The sequence below is a fragment of the Citrobacter sp. LJND-P06 genome (assembly GCF_058188415.1).
In genome coordinates this window covers 640,142-662,299 of sequence record NZ_CP187317.1, presented here as the reverse complement: position 1 = coordinate 662,299, position 22,158 = coordinate 640,142, and the positions used below count along the sequence as shown (strand labels likewise).

The 22,158-nt window shown below is 52.5% G+C and carries 21 protein-coding genes and 1 pseudogene; 6 read left to right on the top strand and 16 right to left on the bottom strand.

The genetic code is table 11. The features are described 5' to 3' along the window. Positions 1-37: 37 nt before the first annotated feature. From ftsP to ACO7SM_RS03170, 5 genes and pseudogenes are all read right to left on the bottom strand, one after another. A complete protein-coding gene (gene ftsP, locus ACO7SM_RS03190) occupies positions 38-1,450 on the bottom strand; it encodes a cell division protein FtsP (protein ID WP_490469655.1) in 1,413 nt (470 codons plus the stop codon). Positions 1,451-1,521: 71 nt separating this feature from the next. Beyond that, positions 1,522-2,259, bottom strand: a complete 738-nt coding sequence (gene plsC, locus ACO7SM_RS03185) for a 1-acylglycerol-3-phosphate O-acyltransferase (RefSeq protein ID WP_490469654.1) — start codon at positions 2,257-2,259, stop codon at positions 1,522-1,524. 184 nt (positions 2,260-2,443) lie between these two features. Next, positions 2,444-4,702, bottom strand: a complete 2,259-nt coding sequence (parC, locus tag ACO7SM_RS03180; protein ID WP_490469653.1) for a DNA topoisomerase IV subunit A — start codon at positions 4,700-4,702, stop codon at positions 2,444-2,446. A 121-nt stretch (positions 4,703-4,823) separates the two neighbouring features. Further along, positions 4,824-4,976: pseudogene (locus tag ACO7SM_RS03175) on the bottom strand (hypothetical protein); the annotation flags it as partial. 189 nt (positions 4,977-5,165) lie between these two features. Continuing rightward, positions 5,166-5,558: a YgiW/YdeI family stress tolerance OB fold protein gene (locus tag ACO7SM_RS03170; protein ID WP_490469652.1), complete on the bottom strand. Its 393-nt coding sequence runs from the start codon at positions 5,556-5,558 to the stop codon at positions 5,166-5,168. Between the two features lie 152 nt (positions 5,559-5,710). Here ACO7SM_RS03170 and qseB point away from each other — a divergent pair, with 152 nt between their 5' ends. Both qseB and qseC read left to right on the top strand, forming a co-directional pair. Next, positions 5,711-6,370 (top strand): quorum sensing response regulator transcription factor QseB, encoded by a 660-nt coding sequence (gene qseB, locus ACO7SM_RS03165; RefSeq protein WP_490469651.1) that lies wholly within the window; start codon positions 5,711-5,713, stop codon positions 6,368-6,370. Next, positions 6,367-7,716, top strand: a complete 1,350-nt coding sequence (qseC, locus tag ACO7SM_RS03160) for a quorum sensing histidine kinase QseC (protein WP_490469650.1) — start codon at positions 6,367-6,369, stop codon at positions 7,714-7,716. Before qseB ends, qseC begins: the two co-directional genes overlap by 4 nt. A gap of 7 nt (positions 7,717-7,723) precedes the next feature. Here the strand turns inward: qseC and ACO7SM_RS03155 are convergent, their stop codons facing one another. Genes ACO7SM_RS03155 through ACO7SM_RS03145 form a run of 3 tightly spaced genes read right to left on the bottom strand, consistent with a single transcriptional unit; the run spans position 7,724 to position 9,255 of the window. Then, positions 7,724-8,056 carry a DUF2645 family protein gene (locus tag ACO7SM_RS03155; RefSeq protein ID WP_490469649.1) on the bottom strand — a complete coding sequence of 111 codons (333 nt, stop codon included), beginning with the start codon at positions 8,054-8,056 and terminating at the stop codon, positions 7,724-7,726. A 6-nt stretch (positions 8,057-8,062) separates the two neighbouring features. Then, positions 8,063-8,773, bottom strand: coding sequence for a hypothetical protein (locus tag ACO7SM_RS03150; protein WP_490469648.1), 711 nt, complete (start codon positions 8,771-8,773; stop codon positions 8,063-8,065). 2 nt (positions 8,774-8,775) lie between these two features. Beyond that, a complete protein-coding gene (locus tag ACO7SM_RS03145) occupies positions 8,776-9,255 on the bottom strand; it encodes an Hcp family type VI secretion system effector (protein WP_490469647.1) in 480 nt (159 codons plus the stop codon). 247 nt (positions 9,256-9,502) lie between these two features. Here ACO7SM_RS03145 and ACO7SM_RS03140 point away from each other — a divergent pair, with 247 nt between their 5' ends. Then, positions 9,503-10,084: an NAD(P)H-dependent oxidoreductase gene (locus ACO7SM_RS03140; protein ID WP_192613503.1), complete on the top strand. Its 582-nt coding sequence runs from the start codon at positions 9,503-9,505 to the stop codon at positions 10,082-10,084. An 88-nt stretch (positions 10,085-10,172) separates the two neighbouring features. Then, complete coding sequence (locus ACO7SM_RS03135; protein ID WP_490469646.1) at positions 10,173-10,487, top strand: putative quinol monooxygenase; 315 nt, start codon at positions 10,173-10,175, stop codon at positions 10,485-10,487. A gap of 99 nt (positions 10,488-10,586) precedes the next feature. Here the strand turns inward: ACO7SM_RS03135 and ACO7SM_RS03130 are convergent, their stop codons facing one another. Genes ACO7SM_RS03130 through ACO7SM_RS03120 form a run of 3 tightly spaced genes read right to left on the bottom strand, consistent with a single transcriptional unit; the run spans position 10,587 to position 14,917 of the window. Then, positions 10,587-11,774, bottom strand: coding sequence for a glycoside hydrolase family 88 protein (locus ACO7SM_RS03130; RefSeq protein ID WP_490469645.1), 1,188 nt, complete (start codon positions 11,772-11,774; stop codon positions 10,587-10,589). Between the two features lie 28 nt (positions 11,775-11,802). After that, the gene (locus tag ACO7SM_RS03125) at positions 11,803-13,071 is read right to left on the bottom strand and encodes an oligosaccharide MFS transporter (RefSeq protein WP_490469644.1); all 1,269 of its coding nucleotides are present in this window, start codon (positions 13,069-13,071) and stop codon (positions 11,803-11,805) included. Positions 13,072-13,099: 28 nt separating this feature from the next. Further along, positions 13,100-14,917, bottom strand: a complete 1,818-nt coding sequence (locus ACO7SM_RS03120) for a DUF2264 domain-containing protein (protein ID WP_490469643.1) — start codon at positions 14,915-14,917, stop codon at positions 13,100-13,102. Positions 14,918-15,083: 166 nt separating this feature from the next. On the opposite strand from ACO7SM_RS03120, the gene ACO7SM_RS03115 reads away from it, so the two are divergent. After that, complete coding sequence (locus tag ACO7SM_RS03115; protein WP_490469642.1) at positions 15,084-15,920, top strand: helix-turn-helix transcriptional regulator; 837 nt, start codon at positions 15,084-15,086, stop codon at positions 15,918-15,920. Positions 15,921-16,028: 108 nt separating this feature from the next. On the opposite strand, the gene parE is transcribed toward ACO7SM_RS03115, so the two are convergent. Genes parE through nudF form a run of 5 tightly spaced genes read right to left on the bottom strand, consistent with a single transcriptional unit; the run spans position 16,029 to position 20,434 of the window. Beyond that, positions 16,029-17,921, bottom strand: coding sequence for a DNA topoisomerase IV subunit B (gene parE, locus ACO7SM_RS03110; protein WP_490469641.1), 1,893 nt, complete (start codon positions 17,919-17,921; stop codon positions 16,029-16,031). A gap of 28 nt (positions 17,922-17,949) precedes the next feature. Further along, the gene (gene yqiA, locus ACO7SM_RS03105; RefSeq protein ID WP_490469640.1) at positions 17,950-18,531 is read right to left on the bottom strand and encodes an esterase YqiA; all 582 of its coding nucleotides are present in this window, start codon (positions 18,529-18,531) and stop codon (positions 17,950-17,952) included. Then, positions 18,531-19,358 (bottom strand): 3',5'-cyclic-AMP phosphodiesterase, encoded by an 828-nt coding sequence (gene cpdA / locus ACO7SM_RS03100; protein ID WP_490469639.1) that lies wholly within the window; start codon positions 19,356-19,358, stop codon positions 18,531-18,533. Before cpdA ends, yqiA begins: the two co-directional genes overlap by 1 nt. Before the next feature lie 24 nt (positions 19,359-19,382). After that, entirely contained in the window at positions 19,383-19,805 is a 423-nt protein-coding gene (locus ACO7SM_RS03095; protein ID WP_012135164.1) for a DUF1249 family protein, read from the bottom strand. Further along, on the bottom strand, positions 19,802-20,434 hold the full coding sequence (nudF, locus tag ACO7SM_RS03090) for an ADP-ribose diphosphatase (protein ID WP_490469638.1): 633 nt from the start codon (positions 20,432-20,434) through the stop codon (positions 19,802-19,804). The genes ACO7SM_RS03095 and nudF overlap by 4 nt, the downstream gene beginning before the upstream one ends. Before the next feature lie 205 nt (positions 20,435-20,639). Between nudF and tolC the strand changes: the two genes are divergently transcribed. After that, positions 20,640-22,112, top strand: coding sequence for an outer membrane channel protein TolC (gene tolC / locus ACO7SM_RS03085; RefSeq protein ID WP_490469637.1), 1,473 nt, complete (start codon positions 20,640-20,642; stop codon positions 22,110-22,112). The last annotated feature ends 46 nt before the right edge of the window (positions 22,113-22,158 follow it).

Below are 22,158 nucleotides of genomic sequence, written 5' to 3'. Positions count from 1 at the left end.
AGGTATTCTTATCTCGCCCTCGCGGGCGAGAAGAGGATTACGGCGCCGGGTTCACCAGTAACTGCCCGATAGAACCACGGTCGGCCATTTCCAGCGTCTGGCTGGTAAAGTAGAACGGGAAATGCGCCCAGGACGGTTGTCCATAATAGACCAGCAGTTCCACCTGACCATCCACCCAAACGGTGTCTTTCCAGCCCCGGTCTTCCGGGAAAGGCATTGCGCCGTTCACGTTGCGAATCAGGAAGGTCACACCCTCAATGTGGAACGACTGCGGCAGATCGGCGCGTACCGTCCAGCGCTCCCAGGAGCCCTGCTGAGCAGTGATATCGATACGGTTTACATCCCACAACTGCCCATTAATACCCGGATCTTCGCCAAGGCTGATATCCCGACTGCGAATCGGCGCGCCGCTCATGATTTCCGTCGGCAACAGGCGCATCGGCAGATTGTCTGTCACCAGCGGCAGAAGCCCCGTTGGGCGCAACGTCAGCACCAGCGTCGATACCAGAATACTGGAAGGCTCAAAGAACCCGCGGATCCTGTCGACAATGCTTGCCGCTTCGCCACAGGTGATCGACACCTCATCACCGTTGGTCATGTCTACCAGGATCTCACGACGCTCGCCCGGCGCCAGCGACAACTGTTTAACCGACACAGGCGCAGGCAAAAAGCCCTGGTCACCCGAAATCACATGCAGTGCACGACCGTCGCTCATCTGTAAAAGATAGCGACGTGAGTTGGAAGCGTTCAGCAAACGCAATCGCACCCAGCCGCGAGACACTTCCACATACGGGCTTTGTACGCCGTTAACCAGCAAGGAATCGCCGACAAAACCGCCGCTTCCCGGTTCGCTGTACTCTGGCGCACCAAAATTATCCAGCCGTTTGTCCTGGATGATGATAGGAAAATCATCCACACCGTAGTGGTTAGGGATCGGCAGCGACTTGCTGACTTCATCTTCTACCAGCCACATCCCGGCCAGGCCGTTGTACACCTGCTGCGCGGTTCGGTTCGGCGTATTGGCGTGATACCACAAGGTGGCGGCGCTCTGGCGAATCGGCAACACCGGCGCCCAGTCGGCATTCGGTGACATCATGCGCGCCGGGCCGCCCATCAGCGGTCCCGGCACCTGAAGACCCGCAATGGTCATCGAGACGTTTTCCGCCAGCCGGTTACTGTAGATAAGCTTAACGTCGTCCCCTTTCCAGACGCGGATCGTCGGCCCCAAATAGCGTCCATTAACGCCCCAGACCGGTGCGCGAGTCCCTTGGGTAAAAGACCAGTGCGCGCGCTGCAACGTCATAAATAATGGCTGTCCACGACGGGACTCTAACAGTGGCGGAATCGGCAACGGTTGCTGCTGTCCGGCAGCATGTGCTCGCAGCGGAACAGCACCAGCACACAGTGCGATCCCTGAGGCCTGAATGAACTGACGCCGACTGAGTGACATATAAGCTCCATGTAAAACTGGCTAAAATAATGCGCAGGAAATCGTATTCCGCAAATCTCTTGCTAACCGACTTAAACGTTGCCGGTCGCTTCCCGTTCTGCGACTTCTTTGTCGAGTTCCGCGATTTTTTGTTCCATCAGTGTACGGCAATGTGCCGCGAGTTCCCGAACCTGATCTTTACCAAAGGCGCTGATATCAATCGGCGGCAACATCTCAACAATCACCAGACCGTTATTCAGTCGGTTAAGGTTAATCTTATTTGAGGTATTGGATACGCACACGGGAATAACGGGTACGCCTGCTGCAATCGCGGCATGAAACGCCCCGGTCTTAAACGGCAGCAGACCACGCCCGCGGCTGCGCGTGCCTTCCGGGAACATCCAGACGGAAATATGACGCTTCTTAATATGGCGTACCACTTGTGCAATGGTACTGTGCGCTTTGGCCCGGTTATCTCGGTCGATCAATAAGTTGCCGGTTAACCAATATAACAGCCCGAAAAACGGTACCCACAACAGGCTTTTTTTACCCACGGTAACGGTAGGCGGTTGAACAATATTCGCGGCCGTAACCATGTCGTAATTATTCTGATGGTTAGCGATATAAATGGCATTGCCGTGGTTTTCAACACCGGCAGGCAAACGACATTCCACTTTCAAGCCATACAGCGGGGCCAGGCGGCCAAACATACGACCAAAGGTCGAGACGTGCTTAGGATTTCGTGGACTGAAGAGACAGTAGATACACCCAAAAATACAGACCAGAATGCAGTAAATAACAGTAATAAAGAGACGAAAAATATATAGCATAACAACCTCTGAAGCCCCAAGAGCCTACTATTGTACGTCACCTGCTATCAGGTTAGAGCTTTGTTAAGAGCGGCTCTCTGGAAAAGCGTATTGTTAATCGCAACGCACGAATAAACAACGGTTTCACGGGAATTTTTAACGTTTATTCTCCCTCCATGAAAGGAGGGAGAACAAGACGAGACAATTACTCTTCGCTATCGCCACTGCTTGCACGACGAGGAGAGTCGATCTCAATACGGTCGATACGTTGCAGACCACGCATCAGCGTACCGCGGCGACCACGTTCGCCAGTCACTTTTTGCAGCTCTTCAGGACGCAGTTTAATTTTGCGTTTGCCGACGTGAATCGTCAGCGTGCTTTGTGGCGGCAGAACGTAAAGCAGCGCCAGGCCATCTTCGCCTTTCGCGGCTTCTGCAGAAGGAACATTGATTATCTTATTCCCTTTGCCTTTCGACAATTGCGGCAGATCGCTGACCGGGAACATCAACATACGGCCCGCATGTGTTATTGCCAGCAGCATATCGGTGTCATCTTCAATCACCACCGGCGGCATGACATGCGCATTTTCCGGTAACGTAATCAGTGCCTTGCCCGCACGATTGCGCGCGACCAGATCGTTGAAGGTACACACAAAACCGTAACCCGCATCAGACGCCATCAACAGTTTCTGCTCATCGCCTTCCATCAGCATATGATCCACCGTCGCCCCCGGCGGCAGCGTAAGCTTACCGGTCAGCGGTTCGCCCTGACCCCGTGCCGACGGCAGCGTAATCGGGTCGATGGCATAGCTGCGCCCGGTCGTGTCGATGAAGACCACGGGCTGGTTACTCTTGCCTTTCACGGCGGCTTTGAAGCTGTCACCCGATTTATAGTTCAGCCCTTGTGCGTCAATATCGTGACCTTTGGCGCTACGCACCCAGCCCATTTGGGAAAGCACGATGGTTACTGGCTCAGACGGCAGCATGTCGTGCTCGCTCATCGCCTTAGCTTCTTCGCGTTCCTGCAACGGTGAACGACGATCGTCGCCATAGGCATCAGCGTCAGCCTGGAGCTCTTTCTTCAGAAGATTATTCATTTTGCGCTCAGAAGCCAGAATGCTCTGCAACTGATCACGCTCTTTCGCCAGCTCATCCTGCTCACCGCGAATTTTCATCTCTTCCAGTTTGGCAAGATGACGCAGTTTCAGTTCGAGGATGGCTTCAGCCTGCGTTTCAGTGATGCCAAAGCGCGACATCAACGCCGGTTTTGGTTCATCCTCGTGACGGATTATCTCAATGACTTCGTCGATATTGAGAAACGCCACCAGCAAACCTTCGAGGATGTGCAGGCGCTTGAGGACTTTCTCCAGGCGATAGTTCAGGCGGCGGCGCACGGTGTCACGACGGAACGCCAGCCATTCGGTCAGGATCTCCAGCAGATTTTTCACTGCCGGACGACCATCCAGGCCGATCATATTCAGGTTAATGCGATAGCTTTTTTCCAGATCCGTGGTGGCGAACAGGTGGTTCATCACCTGATCCATGTCCACACGATTGGAACGGGGTACAACCACCAGACGCGTCGGGTTTTCGTGATCCGACTCGTCACGCAGATCGTCCACCATCGGCAGCTTTTTATTGCGCATCTGGGCCGCGATTTGCTCAAGGACACGCGCGCCGGAAACCTGGTGCGGCAGCGCGGTAATCACCACTGCGCCGTCTTCTTTATTCCATACCGCACGCATACGCACGGAACCGCGCCCGTTCTCATAAATCTTACGGATCTCAGCACGGGAGGTAATGATCTCGGCTTCCGTCGGGTAGTCCGGCCCCTGCACGATATCCAGCAGTTGATCCAGCGTCGTTTTCGGCTGTTCAATCAGGGTGATGGCCGCTTTCGCCACTTCGCGCAGATTATGTGGCGGAATGTCTGTTGCCATCCCGACCGCAATACCGGTTGTTCCGTTGAGCAGAATGTTCGGCAGACGCGCAGGCAGCATTTTCGGCTCCTGCATCGTACCGTCAAAGTTCGGCACCCAGTCTGACGTTCCCTGCCCCAGCTCGCCCAGCAGAATCTCCGCGTACTTCGACAGGCGAGATTCGGTATAACGCATCGCGGCGAAGGATTTCGGGTCGTCCGGCGCCCCCCAGTTCCCCTGACCGTCAACTAACGGATAACGGTAAGAGAATGGCTGCGCCATCAGCACCATGGCTTCGTAGCAGGCGCTGTCACCATGAGGATGATACTTACCCAGTACGTCACCGACGGTACGGGCGGATTTTTTAAATTTGGCGCTGGCATTCAGTCCCAGTTCCGACATCGCATACACGATGCGACGCTGAACCGGCTTCAGCCCGTCACCAATAAACGGCAACGCCCTGTCCATGATGACGTACATGGAGTAGTTCAGATAGGCGTTTTCCGTGAATTCATGCAGCGCAAGGCGCTCTGCCATATCGCTCATTAATCGTGGTTCCTCAACTGTTAGCCTGAACAATACCCGCTATCTGTCAGGCAATATTGCCGCAGATATTACCCTATCTGGCGCGTTGAGTCACAAAGTCTGCCAGCTTTCCCCTATCCCGTTAGCAAGGACGGGGGCAACGCCACGAGTGTGCAGTGATGTACAACTCTTTGCTGTAGATATAATCCTGCGGATTGTGGACAGGAAAGCCGCCCACATACGGTTTAAGCAGTTTAATCAGCGGTTGCTAATAGAGTGGGATCAGCGGGGCTGGCGGATAAAATCGGTTTCCCTGCTTTAAATCGGCGGCCTGCGCCAGCAAGGCAACACAGTGCGCATTTTCATGATATCTCTGTCAGACAACGTTGAGCGTATCACTTTACGCCTGAATGCGGTCAGAAGGCTGATTTACATCATCTTTCAGACATAAAGAACAGGGCCGCCAGCGCGGCCCTGATGAGGATTATTTGGTCACTTTAGTTATCTGTTTTACATCGATCTCCACAGAGTTCCAGTCTTTATCGACCTCTCCCTGAATTTCCACAACGTCCTGCGGCGTCACGGTCACCCCGTTCCAGCGTTTGTGGTCGATATCCACATTCACGGTGCCGGAGGCATCTTTAAACAGATACAAATCGTCGGAAATGCGCTCAACGATATTCCCGCGCAGCGTTACCCAGGCATCATCGCGCAGCGATTTAGCACTTTCGACTGTCGTGCTGCTACCGTTCGGGCCAACAAACCCACCGCTTTGACTTTGCGTCGCCGTCGGACCAGAAAATCCGCCCTGTTGAGCCGCCAGGACCGGTGCAGAACTCAATGCCATCACGGCAATTATTGCAGCCAATTTCTTCATGATACTTTCTCCCTTTAATGTTGTTAGACGTCCATTAAATACGTTAATTCTTAACAACTTCTTAAGCCAAAAAAAGAGATTTTATTTCTGTACATCACCCGCAGCGCCGAGGTTTACTGACCACAGTCTGAATCACTGCAGGGACGAATATCATGCGAATTTTACTGGTAGAAGATGACGCGTTGATTGGCGATGGCATCAAAGCGGGTCTGGGTAAAATGGGATTCAACGTCGACTGGTTTACCGAAGGACGCCTGGGTAAAGAAGCGCTCTACAGCGCCCCTTATGATGCGGTGATCCTCGACCTGACGCTGCCGGGAATGGACGGGCGGGAAATTCTGCGCGAGTGGCGTGAAAACGGTAAACGCGAGCCGGTATTGATTTTGACGGCGCGTGATGCGCTGGCGGAACGTGTTGAAGGTTTGCGTCTCGGCGCAGACGACTACCTCTGCAAACCCTTTGCGCTCATCGAAGTCGCCGCCCGACTGGAGGCGCTGGTGCGCCGTGCCAACGGCCAGGCCAGCAGCGAACTGCGCCACGGACAGGTGGTGCTCAATCCCGGCAACCTGATGGCGACACTGGCGGGGGAACCTTTACCGCTCAAACCGAAAGAATTTGCGCTGCTGGAACTGCTTATGCGCAACAGCGGGCGCGTTCTGCCGCGCAAACTCATCGAAGAAAAACTGTATAGCTGGGACGATGACGTCTCCAGCAATGCCGTTGAAGTGCATGTCCATCATCTGCGCCGCAAACTCGGCAGCGACTTTATCCGTACCGTGCATGGAATTGGCTACACCCTGGGTGACGCATGAAATTAACGCAACGTCTCAGCCTGCGGGTCAGGTTAACCCTGATCTTTCTGATCCTGGCATCCCTGACCTGGGCGGTTTCCAGCTTTGTCGCGTGGAAGAAAACAACCGACAACGTTGATGAGCTGTTTGACACGCAACTGATGCTGTTTGCCAAACGTTTGAGCGCGCTGGATATTAACGACATCAACGCGTCAGAGCGAATGGCGCGCACGCCAAAAAAATTCAAACACGGCCACGTCGATGACGATGTTCTGGCCTTTGCGGTGTACACCCGCGACGGCAGAATGGTGCTGCACGATGGCGATAACGGACGGGACATTCCCTACAGTTACCGTCGGGATGGCTTTGATGATGGTCGGCTGAACGGGGATAACGATAAATGGCGGTTTATCTGGTTAACTTCCGCCGACGGTAAATACCGTATTGTGGCGGGGCAAGAGTGGGAATACCGCGAAGATATGGCGTTGGCGATCGTCACGGCGCAACTCACCCCCTGGCTTATCGCCCTCCCACTGATGCTGCTGATACTCATTGTGTTGCTCAGTTGGGAACTCAAACCGTTGAAAAAACTGGCGCAAACGCTGCGTGTGCGCGCCCCGGAATCAGAGGAGCCGCTTGATCCTAAAGGCGTCCCCAGTGAAGTCCGCCCGCTGGTTGAAGCACTCAATCAGTTATTTATCCGCACGCACTCAATGATGGTGCGTGAACGACGCTTCACCTCAGATGCGGCCCATGAACTGCGCAGCCCCTTAACGGCGCTGAAAGTCCAGGCTGAAGTGGCGCAACTCTCTGACGACGATCCGAAGGCGCGGGAAAAAGCGCTTGCGCAACTTCATGCAGGCATTGACCGCGCCACACGTCTGGTGGATCAACTCTTAACCCTTTCACGGCTCGACTCGCTCGACAATCTACAGGATGTGGCAGAACTCTCTCTGGAGGAGGTTCTGCAATCCGCGGTGATGGAGATTTATCATCTGGCGCAGCAGGCCCGCATCGATGTGCGTCTGAACATTAATGCACACAATGTTATTCGCACCGCGCAGCCGCTGCTGCTGAGTTTACTGGTACGAAATCTGCTGGATAACGCCATTCGCTACAGCCCGCAGGGTAGCATCGTGAACGTGACCTTACAGGCGCGCTGTTTTACCGTGACCGATAATGGCCCCGGCGTGGCGCCCGACATTCTGCCCCACATCGGCGAACGTTTTTATCGCCCACCGGGACAGAGCGTGACAGGCAGCGGGCTGGGCCTGTCGATCGTTCGCCGGATCGCCGCATTGCATGGTATGGAGGTGACGTTTGACAACACTCCGGAAGGTGGTTTTGAAGCTAAGGTCAGTTGGTAGACCAGACTCAGTGGCAATATAAATAACGCCCCCAAAAAAGCCACCAGCCAAAGAAAAGACAGGTGGCTACCGAGAGACAATATAACCAGAACTCAAACATTCTTCGGACATAGAGTTTTCTGATGAGGGTAATGATAAGCGGCGTGAGCAGAAAAAATGCTGCAACGGCAGCCTGCAAACCGCGATTATCGTTTGATACGACAGGTATACTACAGATTGAGTCATTCGGCTCAAGCATCCAACCGTATTTATTGAAGGCAAATAATGTATCAGTTAACCAATACGCAAGGACTATGTATATAGATACTTCAAGTATGGATATTGTTTTTTCTTTTAACATATACAATTATTCCCTAAGCAATGTTCTGATATGTTCTCTTATTTCCAGCAATCTCATACCATAGGATATATAGTTATAGTCTTCCGTACCTCGTTTGGGTACGTTTCTTATTAATCGGATAAAATCTTCTAAACGCCTTTGAACTCCCCGATTATACCTCACACCTGCCATTATGTATTGCTCATTGGTAATATAAAGTGTTGCTACATCAGGATAATCATAGAGAATAAGATCTCTCAAATAATTTGCTGTTACTCGCAAGTTAAAATCATCCTCCATGAGGCAAGTTGCTAACTCCAACTGATCCCTGGTAGTAAGCTCCGAAGGATCAAGACCAAGTGTAACAGCCGCGACGCGTATCTGTGCAGCTACAGAACCAAATGATGTTTTATCTGCAGATTTGCTCCCCCACCCAATCATCCTTTTAGCTTCAAAAACCTGAAATTTAAAATTTTCAGGCATTCCCCCTGATTCAATCCATGCTACTGCACCAAGCAGGTCGGGGCGTATCCCCGCAACATTAGCATTATTAATGATTTTATCTCTGTTGTATTGTACATATGCATCTTTATAGGCATTCAAATAAAAGACTCCTGAACGTCCACGGGCATCATTTATACCCAACTTCCAAAACAAAACATCAATTTCATCCCATTTCCGAAATTTTGTCTGTGGGATGGTACAGAAACGGTTCCTCAGCATAAAATCGTTTTTCATCGTTAGAAAACCCTTTCTTCCCAGAAGCTATATGACTCAGTACCTGCTATAAGATGTTTCCACGTGATATTTTTATAGCTCAGCATAACGACTTCCTCTGGCTGATTACCTGCATGTGTTAGCACATGAGGATAGCAGGATGAAATGTTAGACAAATAAGCTTCTTGTAACTCAATAGAGTAAAATCGTTCAATACCACCACCAGAAGCTGTTCTGTAAAAGTCAAATACAACAGATAGTTTTTCATTTTCAGATATCGCAGCATTTAACAAGGGTGATGACTTATCTATCGGTTTATAAAATTTCACAGGATGATGTAAAACATTATGCTCTCGACTCATGGAATGATCGAATTGCAGGACAAAAATTTCATCAGCGTGGTTTATTTGATATTTATTACCGATAGAAGCAATTGTTCCACAATCAGCAGAAATCACGCCCTGTTTTTCACCGGTAACAGTCGCATATATAATATTTGCCATGATTACTCCCTGTATATTGGTGTTTTTGGATAACTCAGCTACAGACAATTTATTCCTTCACTGTGATAAAAAAAAACGCTACCTATCAGTTACACACAATTCAGAATTCATTTAGCCTTAGCTAACCACTCTGGTCTCTCAAAAAATTATTGCTAAATTAGCAAAAGACTTTGCACATTTTGCTCATTTTACCAGGGCGTTCATCCGCGTAAAATTGCCTTCAAACGCATTCCTGTGAGGACAAATAATGAGCAACATTCTGATTATCAACGGCGCGAAAAAATTCGCCCATTCCAATGGTCAGTTGAATGACACCCTGACCGAGGTCGCGGATGGCCTCCTGCGCGACCTCGGGCATGATGTTAAAGTCGTCCGTGCCGACAGCGATTACGACATCAACACCGAAATTCAGAACTTCGTCTGGGCCGATACAATCATCTGGCAGATGCCAGGCTGGTGGATGGGCGCGCCGTGGACAGTTAAAAAATACATTGATGACGTTTTCACTGAAGGTCACGGCATCCTGTACGCCAGCGATGGACGCACCCGTTCAGACGCCTCGAAGAAGTACGGTTCAGGCGGTCTGATTCAGGGCAAAAAATATATGCTCTCGCTGACCTGGAACGCACCGATGGAAGCCTTCACCGAGAAAGATCAATTCTTTGAAGGCGTGGGCGTGGACGGCGCATACCTGCCGTTCCATAAAGCTAACCAGTTCCTGGGGATGGATCCGCTGCCGACCTTTATCGTCAATGACGTGATTAAAATGCCGGACGTCCCACGCTATATCGCAGAATATCGCAAGCATCTGAGCGAAATTTTTGGTTAACTGGTCATTCAAAATTAGCCCCCAGTAATTCGAGTTGCAGCCAACGCAGCTGCAGCTTGAAGTATGCCGGGTATAGAAGGAGTTAACCATGCTTACAGTCATTGCTGAAATCCGTACGCGTCCAGGCCAACACCACCGCCAGGCGGTACTGGAACAGTTCGCTAAAATCGTCCCTACTGTCTTGAGAGAAGAAGGTTGTCACGGCTATGCGCCGATGGTCGATCACGCCGCGGGTGTGAGCTTCCAGACCACCGCCCCTGATTCAATCGTGATGATCGAACTGTGGGAAAGCGTGGCGCATCTTGAAGCGCATCTGCAAACCCCACACATGAAAGCCTGGAGCGAAGCTGTTAAAAGCGACGTGCTGGAAACGAATATTCGTATTCTGGAGCAAGGGATTTAAGTTCAGTGGTATTGCCGGGCAGCATTGCGTTTACCCGGCCAGGAAAACCTTAAAACTTAATCTTCAGGCCCGGTAAGCGCTAGCCACCGGGCTTTTTTATTACCAGTACAACTTCCAGCTCTGGGTAAACCGCACCAGCGCCTCAACGTAGAAATAATCGCCCCAGCTTGCGCACTCATCCACGCCCTTGTTGCTCGCCAGATGGTAAACCGAGTGCTTCAGCAGACCATTCCCCTTCTCGTCTTTGCCCATCAGGTAGTGTTTCGTCAGCGATGACATGATCCCTTTCGCCCACGCCAGATAACGCTCTCGATCAGGATCGGTGACCGGCAGGTGTTTCACTAACTCCAGCAGCCCGCACACCGCGATTGCCGCCGACGAAGAATCACGCAATGCGTTGGTGCCGACCAGCGCCAGATCCCAGTGACAGACATAATCTTCCGGCAGACGGTTCAGGAAGTAGTTCGCCAGCCGTTTCGACAGAGCAATCATCGTCTTGTCGCCGGTGTAGATATAGCTCAGCAGAAAGCCGTAAATTCCCCACGCCTGGCCGCGCGACCAGCAGGAGTCGTCCGCGTAGCCCTGCTGGGTATTGCCGTAACGCGGCGCGCCCGTTATCACGTCCATATAATAGGTGTGGAACGTGGACGCATCCTCACGAATCAGGTACGTCGCTGCCTGCATCACGTGCGCTTTCGCCGCGTCTGCAAAACGCGGATCGCCAGTCTGCTCGGTTGCCCAGTAAAGCAGCGGCAGGTTCATATTACAGTCGATAATCATCCGCCCGGCTTGTTCAGGATCAGACAGATCGCCCCACGCCTGGATGATCTTCGCCTTCTCGTGGAAGCGCTCAAGCAGGGCTTCGGCAGCCAGCAGCGAGAAACCGCGCGCCTCGCGATTGCCCGTCAGACGCCAGGCCGCCACGCATGAGAGGGTGTACAGAAAACCTAAATCATGGGTATTGGTGTCGTTGCGCCCGGCGATGCGCAGGCCAAACGAACGCACATTTTTTTCTGCACATTGGCGGAATGCCTCATCCCCACTCATCTCCCACGCCAGCCACAGTTGGCCAGTCCAGAAACTGGTCGTCCACTCCACGTTTTCCGTCAGCGGGTAAAATCCGTCCTGGCAGGTTTCCGCCGGAAATTTTTCACCGAACTCCGTTAAATGACGGCGAATCAGTTCGAGGACATGGCCGCGCGCGGAACATAATTCATCGTTAAATGCGTGGGCATCAACGGGCGCAGGAATATCGGCCAGGCGTTCCTCTACGATACAACTTAACATATTTCGGTTCCTTCTTTTAAAGCTGTAATTAGCGTGATGGATGGTGTTCTGCAACGTTCATGGTCTGCGTCCCGCGCCATTTGCTCTGGCAGGCGGATAACGTAAAGGCAGAAATCAGGGTAAAGGTCAGCGCCGTGGCGCCCATGATGATATAGGTCTGTTCAAAACCAATGCGGTCGTACAGATATCCGGCCGGTGATGACACCACCACGTTTCCGACATACAGCATCGCCTGATAACCTAATAAATACATAGTGGCGTTAACGCGTTTATCGAAATGCTCGGCGATGTATTTAAATACCGACACCAGCAGCAGACAGATTTCCAGACCATACAGCGGTTTGAGAATCGAAATTAACAAGTGCGAATCACACATCCCGGAAATAATCAGACGCGCGCCCACCACCAATCCCACAATTAATAATCCGCGCTTGGCACCAATGAAATTCACAAACAGCGGGATAACCATATACATCAGGAACTCCATTCCCGACTGCACCGTGCCCAGGTAGCCAAACACCGCGTTGCCCTGTTGCACGTCATCAAAGAAGGTAACGAAATAACGCGAGAACTGTTGTTCGGCAATAAACATCATCCACGCTACGCCCGCCACGTACAGGCAGAAGGCCCAGAATTTGCGATTACGCAGCAGCGCATAAACGTCCGACGGCGCGATTTTCTCTTTGGTCAGTACTTCCCCGGCGTGAACGGAGTCAGTGTTCACTTTCAGGTTCAGCAGGACAATCAGCATGATGACCGACGCGACGCTGCCCATCATAAAGTTATACGCCGGAGAGAGGTTAAACAGCAGGCCGGAGAACGAGGACGCCACCGCCCAGCCGAGCGATCCCCACATTCTGATCTGGCCAAACTCCATCCCGTTCAGGCGGCTAAAACGATCAGAATAGGATTCGCACGCCGCCACGCCCGCATACCAGGCAAAGCTCAAATAGAGCGCCCCGATAATAATCCCGAGCATGGTGTTGGACATTAACAGCGGCTGATAGACGTAAATAAAGAACGGTGCCATCAGCGCCGACATCGCCACCACAAAATAGAGCAGGTATTTGCTCATGCCGATTTTATCGAGAATATAGCCGTAAATCGGTTTCAGAATAACGGCGAAGACGCCGTTAACCGCAAAGACGGTGCCAATGACCGAACCGCTCAGATTCGCCTTTTGGCCGAGCCAAATAGCCAGCAAGCCAATACTGGCTGACCAGGTAAAAAAGTAGAGAAAAATAAAAGTACTGATTTTGTAATATTCAGTTCTGTTATTCGTTGATGTATTTTTCATACCATCCTCGCCGGGATATCCCGAGTGATTAGATAAAGAATGCCAATTGACGTTCGTTTCCCGGTTCGTGAATCACGACCTGGTCGCTGTTGATGTGCAGTTGCGGAGTCACCGCGTCGTTTTTCTGTTTGCCTGAAGCTGTGACGGCGCAACAGAGCCAGCTTTCACCCACGGGAATCTCGGTGGTGAGCACAGGAATAGAGGCGCACTGCGCAAACATAATGCTGCTGTTCGGCGGCGTGACGACGCTGTCGGGCGCGCGGGCAATCACGGGAGACAAATCAATAATCACGCTGCTGCCGTTTTCCGCGTTCAGATAACAGCCTTTCTCCTGTATCTGGTGTTCGGTTTTTATGACCGCAAAACCGCCCTCTACCGTTTGCAGGGTACGCGCGCTATTAATGCGATGCAGACGCAGATGCCACTCGCCGAACGGCACCAGCCAGGTGTCGATATGCACGTCATGCCACGGCGACCAGCGCGAGAAAATGAAATTCTCATCGACGCGCACGTCCTCGCAGTCGCGACGACCACGGAAGTAGTTATCGCCGTCAGAGAGCAGCAGCATCGAGTCGCAGGCAGCGTGTTTAAGACCGTAACGCCCACGCTCAATGGTGAATCCAAAGCGGCTGGAATAGGCAAATTTGGTGTATTTCGCCTCGGTGTTGACGTAGTTATTCAGCTCCAGTTGCCCTGCGGTGAGCATCGTGACGTGCTGCGATTGCTCTGCGTGGATCAAAATCTGCTGCGCATTGGGGATCAGGTGTTTTTCAGCGCGTTCTGGCAACGGCTGTTCCTGCGCCTGCCAGAATGGATGGTTCTCGTTCAGCGCGAGGATCAGGTACGTTTTTAACGCCCAGTACGGCGATCCCGGCGAGTTGTAGTCTTCGCACATCGCCAGATTGGGGTACGCGAAACCCAGCGTCAGAATGCCATCGCGATCGCAGATCGGCTGCTGCTGCCACCAGCGCAGATGGCGCAGGATCACCCCTTTCACGACGCCTGGCGTGAAGACATCCAGCTCAGAAAACGCCACCGCGCTCCAGAAGGCGACCATCGCAAAACGGTAGGTCAGGCTGCGGCCAAAGGGGATAGATGCGCCGTCGGCGGCAGACATGTAGATAAAGTCTTCGGCAAACAGGCGCGCGCGGTCACGCAGTACCGCAGACCTCTCCTCGTCACCGCTGAGCGTGGCGTAGATCAGACCGTAGAAGTGAAACGCCATCGAGATGTAGTAATCTTTCGGGCGACCTGAGCCGTCGGAATACCAGCCATCGCCCAGGTAATATTCCTCCATCATGGCGAAACGACGGTCGATAGCGCCCTGGTCAAACGGCAGTCCGGCGCGTTTAAAACCGAGCTGAACCATAATGGCAAAATAGTTCCAGTTGCTGTCCGGCATCTGCGCATCGGTGATTTGATTCAGCCATGAATGCAGGTTCTGTAACTCGCGTTCGCTAAATCTGGCGGTGAGCTTATCCTGCAATAGCGAAAGCCCCAGGCCATACGCCGCCATCTCTACCAGACGCTGGTCGTACGGCGCCGTTTCACCCCAGTAGCCTGCGCTGTGTGGATCGGTTCCCAGCTTAATAGCCGTGATGTATTTGTCGCCAAACGGCGTGGCGTCACCGGACGCCATCAGCGGGAACAGCCCCCACAGTGCGCGGGAAAGTCCTTCCATCTGCGCAATATCCGTGGCGTAGTGCGCACAGGTATCGCCCAGAGAAAAGCGGGAACTCTCCTGCGGGAATTGTTTGTCCAGCGCGCCCAGCATCGCGTTTAACGCTGCCACGACATCCCGACGGGAAGACAACGGATTTGATTTTTCTCTATTTGCCGCCAACATACGCTCGTCCTCATAATCAACTGCGGCAAAGGATAGTGAATCAGGGCGGCGTAGAAATGTTAGCCATGTCACAGCGACAAGAGATGAATAAACTCATAGTTGAGAAAATTTAAAAAGGTGGTTTATAAATGCAGTGTGAGAGGTAAAAATTGAGTTTTATTGCACTATGCGCGACACGCCAAAATCCGATCATCTAGAGCTGATTGCCTTAAACGACGCCACCGTGTCGTTCAGTCGGCTATTTGCCAATACCGTGCGTTATCACCACTGGCATCAGTGCCTGGAAATTCTCTATGTCGAAGAGGGGTTTGGCGTGGCGATTGTCGATAATCGTCACTACACCATGCGCCCCGGACGGCTGTTTTTCTTCCCGCCGTTTACCCTGCATAAAGTGATGGTGGATGAGCAGGCCGTGGCGATTTACCGCCGCACCATTATTCATTTCGATCACCACGCGATATTGAAAACTCTGCGCGATTTCCCGCAAACCCAGCAACGATTGCAGAAACTGTCCCGGCGCGGAGGAGAGGCGTGGGTTGTCGATGTCGCGCACTGCCATACGCACGTTGTCCATCTCTTTGACTGTTATCAGCCGCCGCTGAACAGCGAAAATATCGCCAGCCTGCTCATCGGTCTGTTTGCCATGCTGCCAGGAAATGATGACAGCGCGCCCGGCAACAGCCACGGTATTGCAAGCCTCGTGATGTTCTGGCTGGATGAGAACTATCAGCACAAATTCAGTCTTGATGCGCTGGCGCAGGAGTTAGGAAAATCACGCAGTTACGTTTCACGAAAATTCCACGCTGAAATGGGCGAGAAAATTCATGATTATCTGAACACATTGCGGCTACGAAAGGCCTGTGAAAGGTTGCTCCACAGTGAGGAGAGCGTGCGGGAGATTGCCGCCAGAGTCGGGTTTTCTGACGTGACGTACTTTATCAGCGCGTTTAAAAAGGGTATCGGCGAGACGCCGTTACAATACCGTAAGGCGCATAAATCGTAATCCTGGATAGTGGCATGAACGCCTTATCCGGCCAGTGGGTTATTTCATGAACGACAGGCCGGATAACACGCTTTCGCGTCGCTATCCGGCACATAAGCGCGAGTGCGATTACCCTTCGAGATCCGCCAGGTCGCCTTTCTCCTGCAGCCAGTTGCGGCGATCTTCAGACCGCTTCTTAGCCAGCAGCATATCCATCATCGCGTTAGTACGCTGATCGTCTTCGTCATCAATGATGAGCTGCACCAGGCGGCGGGTGTTCGGATCCAGCGTGGTTTCACGCAACTGCATCGGGTTCATTTCGCCCAGCCCTTTAAAGCGCTGCACGTTCGGCTTGCCTTTCTTGCGCTTCAGTTGCTCGAGAACACCGGCTTTTTCTTCTTCCGTCAGCGCGTAATAGACCTCTTTGCCAAGATCGATACGGTATAGCGGCGGCAGCGCAACGTGGACGTGTCCATGCTTCACCAGCGTACGGAAGTGTTTCACAAACAGCGCGCACAGCAAGGTGGCAATGTGCAAACCATCGGAGTCCGCATCCGCAAGAATACAGATCTTGCCGTAACGCAGTTGGCTTAAATCATCGCTATCGGGATCAATACCGATCGCCACAGAAATATCATGAACCTCCTGCGACGCGAGAACTTCATCAGAGGAGACTTCCCAGGTGTTTAGGATCTTACCTTTCAGCGGCATGATCGCCTGATACTCACGATCGCGCGCCTGTTTTGCAGAACCGCCCGCCGAATCCCCTTCCACAAGGAACAGTTCGGTACGGTTGAGATCCTGTGCAGTGCAGTCCGCCAGTTTGCCCGGCAGCGCTGGGCCGCTGGTCAGTTTTTTACGCACCACTTTTTTCGCCGCCCGCAAACGGCGCTGCGCGCTAGAAATCGCCATTTCCGCCAGCAATTCCGCTGCCTGCACGTTCTGGTTCAGCCACAGGCTAAAGGCATCTTTCACCACGCCAGAAACAAAGGCCGCGCACTGACGCGAAGAGAGGCGTTCTTTGGTCTGACCGGCAAATTGCGGATCCTGCATCTTCACGGAAAGCACGTACGCGCAGCGATCCCAGATATCCTCCGCAGACAGCTTCACGCCGCGCGGTAAAATATTGCGGTATTCACAGAATTCGCGCATGGCATCCAGCAGCCCCTGACGTAAGCCGTTGACGTGGGTACCGCCCTGCATGGTCGGGATCAGGTTAACGTAGCTTTCGGTGAGCAACTCGCCGCCTTCCGGCAGCCACAGCAGCGCCCAGTCGACCGCTTCCGTTTCACCGGAGAAGTTACCGACAAACGGTTTTTCCGGCAGCAACGGCAAACCGTTCACCGCTTCGCTCAGATAGTCCGTTAAACCATCGTCGTAGCGCCAGGTCTGTTCGGTATCGTTGACCTTATCTTTAAAGATAATCTCAACGCCCGGGCAGAGTACCGCTTTAGCTTTCAGCAGATGACTCAGGCGGGAGGCGGAGAAACGCGGGCTGTCGAAGAAACTTTCATCCGGCCAGAAGTGGACGCTGGTTCCGGTGTTGCGTTTACCGCAGGTGCCGGAAACGTGCAGATCTTCGACCTTTTCACCGTGCTCAAAGGCGATACTGTGGATCTGACCGTCGCGGCGAACGGCAACTTCAACACGCTTTGACAGGGCGTTAACCACAGAGATCCCCACGCCGTGCAAGCCGCCGGAGAACTGGTAGTTTTTATTAGAAAATTTACCGCCTGCGTGCAACCGACAAAGGATCAGCTCAATGGCCGGAACGCCCTCTTCCGGATGGATATCGACGGGCATACCGCGACCGTCATCGATAACTTCCAGTGACTGATCGGCATGAAGGATTACCTCGACACGTTTCGCGTGCCCGGCAAGCGCTTCATCCACACTGTTATCAATAACTTCCTGACCCATGTGGTTAGGGCGTGTGGTATCTGTGTACATCCCCGGGCGGCGGCGAACCGGCTCAAGCCCAGTGAGTACCTCAATGGCATCGGCGTTATAAGTTTGCGTCATGGTTTAAATTAGCAATTCGAGTTGATCGTCAAAAACTGTGCAGCCCAAGGAAATCGACAATCTGGTTGAAATAATCTTCGAAGCCTGTGAATGCGTGGTTTCCGCCCTCAATCACTGTCTGACGGCAGGAGGCGTAATTCGCCACCGCCTGGCGGTAGTCCAACACTTCATCCCCCGTTTGTTGCAGCAGCCAAATCAAATCCGGCGCTTCCAGCGGGTCAATCTGCATGACTTTAAGATCGTAAATATGCCGTGACTCTAGCACATATTGCTGCCCCGTGTAGGGGTTCTCGTTCTGACCCAGATAGTCGACCAGCAGTTCAAAGGGTTTTACTGCGGGGTTTACTACCACGGCCGGTAACATGAAACATTGCGATAACCAGGTGGCGTAATATCCGCCAAGCGAGGAACCGACGATACCCAGCGATTCTCCGCCATGTTCAAGCACAATCGATTCCAGAAGCTCCGCCGCGTCGGCAGGATACGGCGGTAATTGCGGTACCACCATCTCAACATGGGGATGATGCTCCGCCAGCCAGCCTTTGAGCAGGCAAGCCTTTGCCGAGCGAGGAGAACTATTAAATCCGTGTAGATAAAGAAGCGTAGACATCAGTAGCCTTCTGAAGCGGTATCAGGTCGGAACTGTGTCCCCTGCAGACGACAGACTTCCGTTTTCAGCGTACCGTCGGCAAAGAGCTCCAGCGTACGCCAGCCAGGACCAATCGTGTCCAGCGTGAAATTCGCGCAATGCGGCTTAAATTGAACGCATGTCGACGGGGTCGCCATCAGGCGACGGCCGTTCCAGTCCAGATCCTGTTCCTGATGAATATGCCCGCACAACAAATACTTAACGCGAGGATAGTTCGCCAGTATGTTGTCCAGTTCCGCGGCGTTGCGCAGACTGTGCTGGTCAAGCCAGCTACATCCCGCAGGCAGCGGGTGGTGATGCAGAAGCAGCAGCGTATTTCGCTCCGGCGCATCGGCAAGTTTACGCTCCAGCCATTCAAGCTGGAACTCACTTAATTCGCCGTGGGGAACGCCAAAAACCTGACTGTCCAGCAACAAAATTTGCCACTGTTCGCCAATCCAGATGCGTTTAGCCGGGGAGATCCCCGCATCCTGTAGCGCACTGTACATCGCGGGTTGAAAATCGTGGTTGCCAGGCAACCAAACGCAGGGCGCACGAAAGCTTGCGATGCCTTCAGCAAAATGCTGATAGGCCGCAGAACTTTGATCCTGAGCCAAATCGCCCGTTGCCACGATCAGATCGAACGCAATCTGCTGCGCATGGATCGCATCCAGTACGGCCCGGTAGCTTTCCCAGGTATTCACGCCCAGTAGTGTTTCGTGCTTTGCGGCAAACAGGTGAGTGTCTGTAATTTGTAAAATCCTGACTCTGGCCTCACCAGCCAAAGGAAGGGTTAACAGGCTTTCCAAATGGTGTCCTTAGGTTTCACGACGCTAGTAAACCGGAATCGCCATCGCTCCATGTGCTAAACAGTACCTTAACCAATCAGCTAAAAACTGATTAATTTGATGCTTTTCGTCGCGTTGATGCAACTTTTTATTTGGATAATCATACCGCGCTTTGAAGCGAAAGATCTGCTGACTTGAACACACTTCAGCCACCATCGCATCATGATACAGGCGCACCGTCAGCGACGGCAGGCTCCAGTAGGTGATGGCAGGCGCGGTCTGCTCAATCGCCACCAGGGTAGTGTATCGGGTCGATTCCACAATCGTTAGCCGATATTGTGCGTTTGCCACCTGATAGCTCACTGTTTCGCCGGGTGCGTCATTACGTGGCAGCAGGCGGCGCAATTGCGAAAAGTTGGTTTCGCACAGGCGCATCATCTCAGGAAAGTCAGGTGTATAACGCTTCATTTTTTCCACTCGTTTTTTAACTCTTGATAGTGCAGTTGCAGCCATTGCAAAGCGATGACAGACGCCGCGTTGTCGATTTTCCCCTCTTCCACCCACTGGTATGCCTGTTCCCGACTTACCACATGAACACGAATATCTTCGTTTTCATCCGCCAGACCGTGAATCCCGCTCGCGGTCGTGGCGTCCACTTCGCCCACTAAAATTGACAGGCGCTCACTGGTGCCGCCAGGGCTTGCCAGATAACTCAACACCGGCTTCGTTCGTTTGACGTCAAGACCGGCCTCTTCCATCGCCTCGCGGCGGGCAACATCGTCTACGGTTTCGCCCTCTTCGATCATCCCGGCAACCATCTCCAGCAACCACGGACTCTCACTGGTGTCATACGCCGCAATACGGATCTGCTCTACCAGCACAACTTCGTCGCGCTCAGGGTCAAAGGGTAGCAAGACTGCGGCGTGCCCGCGCTCAAAAATTTCACGCTGAACCTCGCCGCTCATTTCGCCATTGAATAAACGATGGCGAAAGCGATAAAGGTCCAGTGAAAAAAAACCGCGATAAAGTGTTTCTCGTGCAATAATTTCTACATCGTTTTTGGAGAAAGTCATCGGCGAGCTGTCTTGTTTATGCATTGTTCTGTCCTGGTTACCAATAGTGATTAGAATGTGAATTTCAAGGCCGTTTGAATACTGTTTCACCTGGCTTGTGATAAATTGGTGCAAATTAACGCCGTATGGCACATAACGCCAACTTTTCGCAGTGGCGGATTCTGCTAGAATCATCAATTATTTTACAATTTGATCAGCGCTAAATACTGCTTCACAACAAGGAATGCAAATGAAGAAATTGCTCCCCATCCTTATCGGCCTGAGCCTGTCGGGGTTCAGCACTTTGAGCCAGGCAGAGAACCTGATGCAAGTTTATCAGCAAGCACGCCTGAGCAACCCGGAATTGCGTAAATCCGCCGCCGATCGCGATGCTGCATTCGAAAAAATTAACGAAGCGCGTAGTCCTTTACTGCCGCAACTGGGTTTAGGTGCCGATTACACCTATAGCAACGGTTACCGTGACGCCAACGGTGTCGACTCCAACGCAACCAGCGCCTCTTTGCAATTGACTCAGACCCTGTTCGATATGTCGAAATGGCGTGCGCTGACATTGCAGGAAAAATCTGCCGGTATTCAGGACGTCACCTTTCAGACAGACCAGCAAACGCTGATCCTGAACACCGCAACAGCCTACTTCAATGTGCTGAGCGCCATTGACGCGCTCTCCTTTACCGAAGCGCAGAAACAGGCGATTTATCGTCAGTTGGATCAAACCACTCAACGTTTTAACGTGGGTCTGGTCGCGATCACCGACGTTCAGAACGCCCGTTCACAATACGATACCGTGTTAGCGGACGAAGTGACCGCACGTAACAACCTCGATAATGCGGTTGAAACGTTGCGCCAGGTCACCGGCAATTACTACCCGGAACTGGCATCCCTGAATGTTGATGGTTTTAAAACCAACAAACCACAGGCCGTGAATGCACTGCTGAAAGAAGCAGAAAACCGTAACCTGGCGCTGTTGCAAGCCCGCCTGAGTCAGGATCTGGCGCGTGAGCAAATCCGTCTGGCGCAGGACGGTCACTTGCCAACGCTGGATTTAAACGCATCAACGGGGATCTCCGACACCTCATACAGCGGGTCGAAAACCAACACGTCTCAGTATGACGACAGCAACCTGGGCCAGAACAAAATTGGTCTGAGCTTCTCCTTGCCGTTGTATCAGGGCGGACAGGTCAATTCTCAGGTGAAACAAGCGCAATACAACTTTGTTGGCGCGAGTGAACAACTGGAAAGCGCACACCGCAGCGTCGTGCAGACCGTGCGTTCCTCCTTCAACAACATCAATGCGTCTATCAGCAGCATTAACGCGTATAAACAAGCCGTTATCTCTGCACAAAGTTCATTGGATGCCATGGAAGCCGGTTATTCCGTCGGTACGCGTACCATCGTGGATGTGTTGGATGCCACCACTACGCTGTACAACGCGAAGCAACAGCTTTCCAGCGCTCGCTATAACTACCTGATTAATCAGCTTAACATCAAAGCTGCACTCGGTACGCTGAATGAACAGGACCTGGTTGCTCTGAACAACACGCTGGGCAAACCGATTTCCACTACGCCAGATATCGTGGCGCCGGAAAGCGCACAGCAGGACGCCAGCGCTGACGGTTATACCGCCGACAACGCGGCCCCGGAAACGCAGCCTGCGTCAGTACAACCGACCAGCAGCAACGGCAACAATCCATTCCGTAACTGATAAAATTGCCGATGGCGCTTTGCTTACCGGGCCTACAAACGCGTAG